Raw genomic sequence first — 7,662 nt, 5'->3', positions numbered from 1 at the left:
GGCGTGGCATGGGGAGGTGCTCCTCGGCTCTGGTCGGGTCGTCTGGTGGGTCGGGGTGCCGGACCGGCCCGGGGCTCAGGCGGCGTCCAGCAGGGGGGCGAAGGCGGCCGGGAGGCGCCTCCACGCCTCGCGGCCGGCGGCGTACTCGGCGTCGGTGAGCAGGCAGGAGTCGAGCAGGCTCACCAGGCCCTCGCGGTCCAGGTCGGGGGAGGTGAAGACCAGGTGCTGGCAGCGGTCGCCGTGCTCGGGGTGCCAGTCCAGCGCGGCGGCCGTCCGGCGGACGGGGTCCACCATCTCCCAGGCGGCGTCGGGCAGCGAGGCCAGCCAGGGGCCGGCGCTCTCGACGCAGAGCGCGCCGCCGGCGCAGTCCCAGGCCAGCAGGGTGTCGGGCCGGTCGGCCAGCCAGAAGCGGCCGCGGCTGCGGGCGGCGGCGCAGGCGAGGTCCTCCAGGGCCTCGTAGAGCCGTCCGGGGTGGAAGGGGCGGTGGCGGCGCCAGACCAGGGTGGCCACCCCGGCCTCGTCCGCCTCCTGCGGCAGCCGGGAGCAGGCCGGGTGCTGGGCGGTGGCGGCCATCGCCGCGTCGAAGCCGGCGAGCGCGGCCTCGGCCAGCTCCCCGGAGGCGGCCCGCACCCGGCGCGCGGCCGGGTGGAGCTGGGCCAGGAGCGAGTGGTCGGCCTCGTCGGCCTCGGGGCTGTCGACGAGGGCGAGCACGGGGGCGTACTCCAGTTGCCGCGCCCAGGTGTCGGCGACGGTGCGCTGGTCGGTGGCGGCCGCGGCGAGACCGGCCTCGGCCAGGTCGTCCCCGTTGGCCAGGCAGGGCAGGACGAGGGCGGGGTCGACGGCGGTGACGACGCCGGTCAGTTCCAGCGCGTCGCGGCCGTGGGCGTCGACGACCTCGGCCATGCCCTTGGGCTCGACGGAGTCCCACAGTTCGACGACGGCCAGCCGGGCCGTGCCGCCGGCGGCCAGCCGCTCCAGTTCCGGGATCAGGTCCTCGCGCAGTGCGCAGCAGGCGCAGTCGTCGACCAGGGGCGCCTCGCCGCGGGACAGCTCGCCCGAGGCGTCCCGCACGGTGCGCAGCACCGTGCCGTGCGCGGCGCCGGACAGGTCGTGGTGGAGGGCCACGCCGCCCGGTACGGCGCGCAGCAGCCGCTGAACCACCTCGCGGCGGGCGTCGGCGTGCAGCCCGGCGACGATCACGACGGGCAGCCGGGGCTCCACGGTCATCGGCGGGCCCCGCGCGAGCCGTAGCGGCGCTCGAAGCGCTCCACGCGTCCGGCGGTGTCCAGGACCCGCTGGGTGCCGGTGTAGAAGGGGTGGCTCGCCGAGGAGATCTCGACGTCGACCACGGGGTAGGTGTTGCCGTCCTCCCACTCGATCGTCCTGTCGCTGGTCATGGTGGAGCGGGTGAGGAAGGCGAAGCCGGCGCTCCTGTCGCGGAAGACGACGGGGCGGTAGGCGGGGTGGATTCCGGGTTTCACGGTGGTGTCCTCGGGTCGTGCGGCCGGGGCGGGTGTCGGGCTCTGAGCCGGGGTCAGCGTTCCTCGCGGAAGTCGACGTGGCGGCGGGCCAGCGGGTCGTACTTGCGCAGGACCATGCGGTCGGGGTCGTTGCGGCGGTTCTTGCGGGTGACGTAGGTGTAGCCGGTCCCCGCGGTGGAGCGGAGCTTGATGACCGGGCGGAGTTCACTGCGTGCCATGGCGCTAGTATATGACAATGGTTTCCATTATCGAAAAGGGAGCCGTCCGCACAGACAGGAAGGAACCCCCTTGTCCGCCCACTGCCAGCTGACCGGCGCCGAGCCGGGCTTCGGCAACAACATCTCCCACTCCCACCGGCGCACCCCACGCCGCTTCGACCCCAACATCCAGCGCAAGCGGTACTGGCTGCCCAGTGAGGGGCGCCACGTCCGGCTCACCCTCAGCGCGAAGGGCATCAAGACCGTCGACGCCATCGGGATCGAGGCCGCGGTGGCCCGTATCCGGGCGAGAGGGGGAAAGGTCTGATGGCCAAGAAGAGCAAGATCGCCAAGAACGAAAGGCGGCGGGCGACCGTCGAGCGGTACGCGGCCCGGCGCGCCGAGCTGAAGGAGATCATCCGCCGTACCTCCTCCACCGAGGACGAACGCGCCGCCGCACAAGCCGAGTTGCGGCACCAGCCGCGTGACGCCAGTGCCACCCGGGTGCGCAACCGCGACGCCGTCGACGGCCGTCCGCGCGGTCACCTGCGGAAGTTCGGACTGTCCCGGGTGCGGATGCGGCAGCAGGCCCACGCCGGATTCCTGCCCGGAGTCACCAAGTCCTCCTGGTGAGAAACCTCTTCGGGGCGGAGGCGGTGGGCCGCCTCCGCCCCGAAGAGGCCGGTGGGCGGTGGATGTGCGGGCGCGGTGCGAGAGGGGGCCTCACTCCTCCATGCGCCCGCGGACCCGGCGGGAGGGCGTGAAGGTGTAGAGGTCGAGGATGCCGGGAGGTTCGGCGAGGCCGGGGCCGCCCCGCTCGACCCAGGCGGTGATGTCGGCGGTGGCGTCGGGGTCGTTGACCAGGCCCAGCCAGACCGGCCGGCCGCCCGCCGCGCGCCCGGCGGGGGAGGGCTGGACGACGATGACGTTCGCGTGCTCGCAGGCGTCCAGGCAGTCGGTGGCGCGGACGGCCGCGACACCGTCCAGGGCCCGGCGCAGACCGCACAGTTGGGCGGCGTGGTCGAGGCCGGGGATCTTGGCGCTGCCGCAGCAGCAGCCGCGGCAGACGGTGACCGTGCACCGTGCCGCACCCGGCGGCGGGGCGGAGCCGGCGGACCGGGAGCGCCTGCTCACTCGGCACCTCCCGCGAGGGTGTTCCGCCACGCGGTCTCGCGCAGCAGGCGCATGCCGTTGAGGGCGACGATGACGGTGGAGCCCTCGTGCCCGGCGACGCCGAGCGGCAGCGGCAGGGTTCCGATCAGGTCCCAGGCCACGAGGACGGCGATGAACACGCCGGCGACGGCGAGGTTCTGGACCACCAGCCGGCGGGCTCTGCGCGACAGCCTCACAACTGCCGGGACGGTGGCGAGTTCGTCACGGACCACGACGGCGTCGGCGGTCTCCAGGGCGAGGTCGGAGCCGGCTTCGCCCATCGCGACGCCGCAGTGCGCGGCCGCCAGCGCGGGGGCGTCGTTGACGCCGTCGCCGACGACCAGTACCTTCCGGCCCTGCCGTTCCCACGCCTGGACGGCCGCGGCCTTGTCCTGGGGCAGGAGCCCGGCGCGGACGTCGGTGACGCCGACCTCGGCGGCCAGGCGCCTGGCGGCGCGCTCGTTGTCGCCGGTCAGCAGTACCGGTGGCCGCCCGGTCAGTTCGGTCAGGGCGGCGACGGTGGCGGCGGCGTCCGGCCGCAGCCGGTCGGTGATGCCCAGCACGCCGACCGGGGTCCCGTCGCGGAGCACCACGACGGCGGTGCGTCCGGCGTCCTCCAACTCCCCCGCCGCGGCGCGGGCCTGCTCGGCGCCGTCGGGCAGGAGTCGGCCGGGGGAGCCGACCTGGACGGCATGGCCGCCGACGGTGGCGCTCACGCCCCGGCCGGGGGCGGAGGCGAAGCCGGAGGCGGCGGCCAGGGGAAGGCCGCGCTCGCGGGCGGCGTCGACGACGGCGCGGGCCAGCGGGTGTTCGCTGGGGTGCTCGGCCGCGGCCGCCAGGGCCAGCAGCCCGTCGCCGGTCAGCCCGCTGCCGGTCAGCCCGCTGCCGGGCAGCGGGCGCAGGTCGGTGAGGTGCGGGGCGCCCTCGGTGAGGGTGCCGGTCTTGTCCAGGGCGACGAGGTCGGTCTGTCCGAGGCGCTCCATGACGACGGCGGACTTGGCGAGCACGCCGTGGCGGCCGGCGTTGGCGATGGCCGACAGCAGCGGCGGCATCGTGGAGAGCACCACCGCGCACGGCGAGGCCACGATCATGAACGTCATCGCGCGCAGCAGCGCCGACCGCAGGTCGTCGCCGAGGGCCAGCGGAACGGCGAACACCGCCAGGGTCGCGATCACCATGCCGACGGAGTACCGCTGTTCGACCTTCTCGATGAACAACTGGGTGGGGGCCTTGGTCTCGGAGGCCTCCTCGACCATCGCCACGATCTTCGCGATCACCGTCTGCGACGGATCCCGCGCCACCCGCACCGTGAGGGCGCCCGTGCCGTTCACCGTGCCGGCGAACACCTCGTCCCCGGGCTGCTTGGCGGCCGGCAGCGGTTCGCCGGTGATGGTGGCCTGGTCCACCTCGCTCTCGCCGGCGAGGACCGTGCCGTCGGCGCCGATCCGCTCGCCGGGGCGGACCAGGACGGTGTCCCCGACCGCCAGTTCCGCGGCCGGAACGGTCTCCTCGCCCCCGCCGGGCAACAGCCGGGTCGCGGTGGCCGGGGCGAGGTCGAGCAGGCCGCGCACCGAGTCCGCGGTGCGGGCGGTCGCGACCGCCTCCAGGGCGCCGGAGGTGGCGAAGATGACGATCAGCAGCGCCCCGTCGAGGACCTGGCCGACGGCGGCGGCGCCGAGGGCGGCGACCACCATCAGCAGATCCACGTCCAGGGTCTTGTCCCGCAGGGCTTTCAGGCCCTCCCAGCCCGGCTCCCAGCCGCCGGTGGCGTAGACGGCGGCGAACAGCGGGCCCCACAGCCAGGCGGGGGCATCCAGCAGGTACAGGGGGAGGGCGGCCAGGAAGAGGGTCAGGGCGGCGAGCGCCCAGCGGGCCTCGGGCAGCGCCAGGATCCGGGTGCGCCCGCGCGGCGCGGCGGCAGGGGTGTGTTCTCCCGGCGGCGCCGGGGTGGTCAGTGTCGAGGTCATGGGCGACGGCCTTCGGGAGACGTGGAGTCCGGGCTCCACACCATACAGGAACGATTGAACAGTCTTTCATGTATTAGTTTCCGTAGGATGAGGGCATGGGCCATGGAGCGAAACCCCCCGAGAGCGGCAGTGCGGTTCCGCGTGCCCGGCTGACCGCGCAGAACGCGCCCAGGGTCGCCGAGACCCTCCAGGCCCTGGCCACCCCCTCCCGGCTGCTGATCCTGGCCCGGCTGCGCGAAGGTTCCTGCGCGGCCACCGAACTGGCCGCCGCCGTCGGCATGGAGCAGTCCGCCTGCTCCCACCAGCTGCGTGTCCTGCGCACCCTCGGCCTGGTCACCGGCACCCGCCGGGGCCGCAGTGTCGTCTACGCCCTGCATGACGACCATGTCGCCGAACTCCTCGACCAGGCCCTCTACCACGTGGAGCATCTGCGCCTGGGGCTGGCCGACGCCCGGATCGAGGCGGCCGAGCCCGCCGCCTCCTCCTGAGCGGCTGAGCTGAGCCCCCGGGTCCGCGCCGGCCGCCGTCCGGCCGGGGCCGCCCCGAGTCGCGGACTTGATTAATTCCCCCGATGCGGGGAATCTGGACGCCCGTGCGATTGTTTAACGTTCAAGCAAGCCCGGTCGACCGGTGCACAGGGCAAGGACGAGATCTGTCATGGGCATTTTCAGCCGCGATCGCACACACGACACCTACGGAACGGAGACCGCAACCGTGAGCACCCCCGTCAAGCTGGCCGTCGTCTACTACTCCTCCACCGGCACCATCGCCGAGATCGCCAGGGAGATCACCCAGGCCGCGGAGAAGGCCGGCGCCGAGGTCCGTCTGCTCAAGGCCGCCGAACTCGCCCCGCAGGCCGCGATCGACTCCAACCCGGCCTGGGCCGCCAACGTCACCGCCACCGCCGACATCCCCCACGCCACCCCCGAGGACATGGAGTGGGCCGACGCGGTGATCTTCGGCTCCCCCACCCGCTACGGCAACATCGCCAGCCAGCTCAAGCAGTTCATCGACACCCTCGGCGGTCTGTGGGCCCAGGGCAAACTGGCCGACAAGGTCTACAGCGGCTTCACCTCCTCCGCCACCGCCCACGGCGGCCAGGAGTCCACCCTGCTGGCGCTGTACAACACCATCCACCACTTCGGCGGCATCCTCGTGGCCCCCGGCTACACCGACCCGGCCAAGTTCGCCGACGGCAACCCCTACGGCACCTCCCACGTGGACGCCCAGGGCAACAACCCCGTCGACGACACCACCCGCACCGCCGCCCGCATACAGGCCGAGCGCGTCGTGAGGATCGCCACCGCCCTCAAGGCCGGCCTCGCCACCGCCTGATCACCGGGCGCGCCGGCCGCACCCCGCCGTGCGGCCGGCGCGCCTCGCCCGGACGACGGGCGAACCCCCGTCCGCCTTTTACCGGACACGGACCCGGGTACCCCCGCTCCGTATCCCGTGTCACGGCGACCGCAGGACTCCCGCGCCTCGCGGCCCTGACACACCGGTGCCCCGCACCCGTCCCGGTGCGGGCGGCAGAGAACGAGGAGCTGTGATGAGCGGACCGGTCGGCACGGTCGACGCGCCCCCCGCCCTGGCCGACGCGGGCCACCCCACCGCGCCGTGCGTGGAGGTGGGCGAAAGCCGGGAGGAGACGGTCGGGAGGATCCGGGTGCGCCGCGCGCTGCCGCGCCGGGGCCGGCGCACGGTCGGCGCCTGGTGCTTCGCCGACCACATGGGACCGGCCGACGTCACCGAGAACAGCGGTCTGGACATCGGCCCCCACCCCCACATCGGCCTGCAGACCGTCACATGGCTCACCGACGGGCAGGTGCTGCACCGCGACAGCCTCGGCTCCGAACAGGTCATCAGGCCCGGCCAGCTCAACCTGATGACCGCGGGCGGCGGCGTCTCCCACGCCGAGGAGGCCACCGGTCACTACCGGGGCGTCCTGGAGGGCATCCAGCTGTGGGTCGCCCTGCCCGAGAGCACCCGGCACGGACCGGCCGCCTTCGAGCACCACACCGAGCTTCCGCGCACCGACCTGGACGGCGGCGCGGGCGCGGCCACCGTCCTGGTCGGGGACTTCGGCCGGCTGTCCGGTCCCGCCCGGCACGACACCCCCCTGACCGGGGTGGACCTCGACCTGCGCTCCTCCGCCACCGTGCCGCTGCGCACCGACTTCGAGTACGCCCTCGTGGTCCTCGAGGGAGCCGTCGCCGTCCACGGCAGGCCGCTGCGTCCGGGCAGGCTCGGCTACCTGGGCGAGGGCCGAGAGGAACTCCACCTCCAGGTGCGGGAGCCGGCCCGCGCGATCCTGCTGGGCGGCGAACCGTTCCCCGAACCCATCGTGATGTGGTGGAACTTCGTCGGCCGCACCCGCGCCGAGATCGACGCCGCCCACGCCTCCTGGACGGCGCAGGACGACCGCTTCGGCCGGGTGCGCTCCTCCCTTCCGCTCATCCCCGCCAAGGCCCCCTTCTGGCAGCGGACCGGAGACGGCCGGTGACCAGGCCCACGACGTGGCCCGGCTCCCGGCCGACAAGCGGCGCCCGCCCGCCCACCGGACGACTGGCGGGGGCGCCGTTCCACGGTGTGCCCCGGCCCCCGAAGGTGGTGCGGCTTCTGTGATCCGCGGACGCGGTGGTCAGCTCTGGGCGCGGAAGCGGCGCAGCCGGAGGCTGTTGCCGACGACGAAGACGGAGGAGAAGGCCATCGCCGCTCCCGCGATCATCGGGTTGAGCAGTCCGGCGGCGGCCAGTGGCAGGGCGGCGACGTTGTAGGCGAAGGCCCAGAACAGGTTGCCCTTGATGGTGGACAGGGTCTTGCGGGCCAGGCGGATGGCGTCGGCGGCGGCGCGCAGGTCGCCGC

The 7,662-nt window shown here is 74.1% G+C and carries 11 protein-coding genes; 5 read left to right on the top strand and 6 right to left on the bottom strand.

Annotated features, from left to right (window positions below):
* Positions 1-75 precede the first annotated feature (75 nt).
* From L7D48_RS23000 to rpmG, 3 genes are read right to left on the bottom strand one after another with little or no spacing between them, the layout of a single operon-like run.
* Complete coding sequence (locus L7D48_RS23000; protein WP_237882027.1) at positions 76-1,227, bottom strand: GTP-binding protein; 1,152 nt, start codon at positions 1,225-1,227, stop codon at positions 76-78.
* Entirely contained in the window at positions 1,224-1,481 is a 258-nt protein-coding gene (locus tag L7D48_RS22995; protein ID WP_206347758.1) for a type B 50S ribosomal protein L31, read from the bottom strand. The genes L7D48_RS23000 and L7D48_RS22995 overlap by 4 nt, the downstream gene beginning before the upstream one ends.
* A gap of 53 nt (positions 1,482-1,534) precedes the next feature.
* Complete coding sequence (gene rpmG / locus L7D48_RS22990; RefSeq protein WP_093655888.1) at positions 1,535-1,699, bottom strand: 50S ribosomal protein L33; 165 nt, start codon at positions 1,697-1,699, stop codon at positions 1,535-1,537.
* Positions 1,700-1,769: 70 nt separating this feature from the next.
* Between rpmG and rpmB the strand changes: the two genes are divergently transcribed.
* Together rpmB and rpsN are read left to right on the top strand one after the other, a co-directional pair.
* A complete protein-coding gene (rpmB, locus tag L7D48_RS22985) occupies positions 1,770-2,006 on the top strand; it encodes a 50S ribosomal protein L28 (RefSeq protein ID WP_237882025.1) in 237 nt (78 codons plus the stop codon).
* The gene (gene rpsN, locus L7D48_RS22980; RefSeq protein WP_237882023.1) at positions 2,006-2,311 is read left to right on the top strand and encodes a 30S ribosomal protein S14; all 306 of its coding nucleotides are present in this window, start codon (positions 2,006-2,008) and stop codon (positions 2,309-2,311) included. The genes rpmB and rpsN overlap by 1 nt, the downstream gene beginning before the upstream one ends.
* Before the next feature lie 90 nt (positions 2,312-2,401).
* Here the strand turns inward: rpsN and L7D48_RS22975 are convergent, their stop codons facing one another.
* Both L7D48_RS22975 and L7D48_RS22970 read right to left on the bottom strand, forming a co-directional pair.
* Positions 2,402-2,812, bottom strand: coding sequence for a (2Fe-2S) ferredoxin domain-containing protein (locus L7D48_RS22975; RefSeq protein WP_237882021.1), 411 nt, complete (start codon positions 2,810-2,812; stop codon positions 2,402-2,404).
* Positions 2,809-4,797: a heavy metal translocating P-type ATPase gene (locus L7D48_RS22970; protein ID WP_237882019.1), complete on the bottom strand. Its 1,989-nt coding sequence runs from the start codon at positions 4,795-4,797 to the stop codon at positions 2,809-2,811. Before L7D48_RS22970 ends, L7D48_RS22975 begins: the two co-directional genes overlap by 4 nt.
* 95 nt (positions 4,798-4,892) lie before the next feature.
* On the opposite strand from L7D48_RS22970, the gene L7D48_RS22965 reads away from it, so the two are divergent.
* The 3 genes from L7D48_RS22965 (at position 4,893) to L7D48_RS22955 (ending at position 7,300) form a co-directional block, all read left to right on the top strand.
* Positions 4,893-5,285 (top strand): helix-turn-helix transcriptional regulator, encoded by a 393-nt coding sequence (locus L7D48_RS22965; protein ID WP_237882017.1) that lies wholly within the window; start codon positions 4,893-4,895, stop codon positions 5,283-5,285.
* A 226-nt stretch (positions 5,286-5,511) separates the two neighbouring features.
* Positions 5,512-6,132 (top strand): NAD(P)H:quinone oxidoreductase, encoded by a 621-nt coding sequence (wrbA, locus tag L7D48_RS22960; protein ID WP_237882015.1) that lies wholly within the window; start codon positions 5,512-5,514, stop codon positions 6,130-6,132.
* A 214-nt stretch (positions 6,133-6,346) separates the two neighbouring features.
* On the top strand, positions 6,347-7,300 hold the full coding sequence (locus tag L7D48_RS22955) for a pirin family protein (RefSeq protein ID WP_237882013.1): 954 nt from the start codon (positions 6,347-6,349) through the stop codon (positions 7,298-7,300).
* A 138-nt stretch (positions 7,301-7,438) separates the two neighbouring features.
* On the opposite strand, the gene L7D48_RS22950 is transcribed toward L7D48_RS22955, so the two are convergent.
* A partial coding sequence (locus tag L7D48_RS22950; RefSeq protein ID WP_237879419.1) for a hypothetical protein occupies positions 7,439-7,662 on the bottom strand: 224 nt, incomplete at its 5' end.

The organism is Streptomyces sp. ICN903, from assembly GCF_022015835.1.
In the GTDB taxonomy this organism is placed as follows: domain Bacteria; phylum Actinomycetota; class Actinomycetes; order Streptomycetales; family Streptomycetaceae; genus Streptomyces; species Streptomyces fenghuangensis.
The sequence above is the reverse complement of the archived record's forward strand: the minus strand, read 5'-3'. Positions and strand labels throughout refer to the sequence as shown.

Coding starts and splice junctions, on each gene's coding strand:
- L7D48_RS23000 (WP_237882027.1), bottom strand. CDS start 1,227: ATGACCGTGGAGCCCCGGCTGCCCGTCGTGATCGTCGCCGGGCTGCAC.
- rpmG (WP_093655888.1), bottom strand. CDS start 1,699: ATGGCACGCAGTGAACTCCGCCCGGTCATCAAGCTCCGCTCCACCGCG.
- L7D48_RS22965 (WP_237882017.1), top strand. CDS start 4,893: ATGGGCCATGGAGCGAAACCCCCCGAGAGCGGCAGTGCGGTTCCGCGT.
- L7D48_RS22970 (WP_237882019.1), bottom strand. CDS start 4,797: ATGACCTCGACACTGACCACCCCGGCGCCGCCGGGAGAACACACCCCT.
- L7D48_RS22955 (WP_237882013.1), top strand. CDS start 6,347: ATGAGCGGACCGGTCGGCACGGTCGACGCGCCCCCCGCCCTGGCCGAC.
- rpsN (WP_237882023.1), top strand. CDS start 2,006: ATGGCCAAGAAGAGCAAGATCGCCAAGAACGAAAGGCGGCGGGCGACC.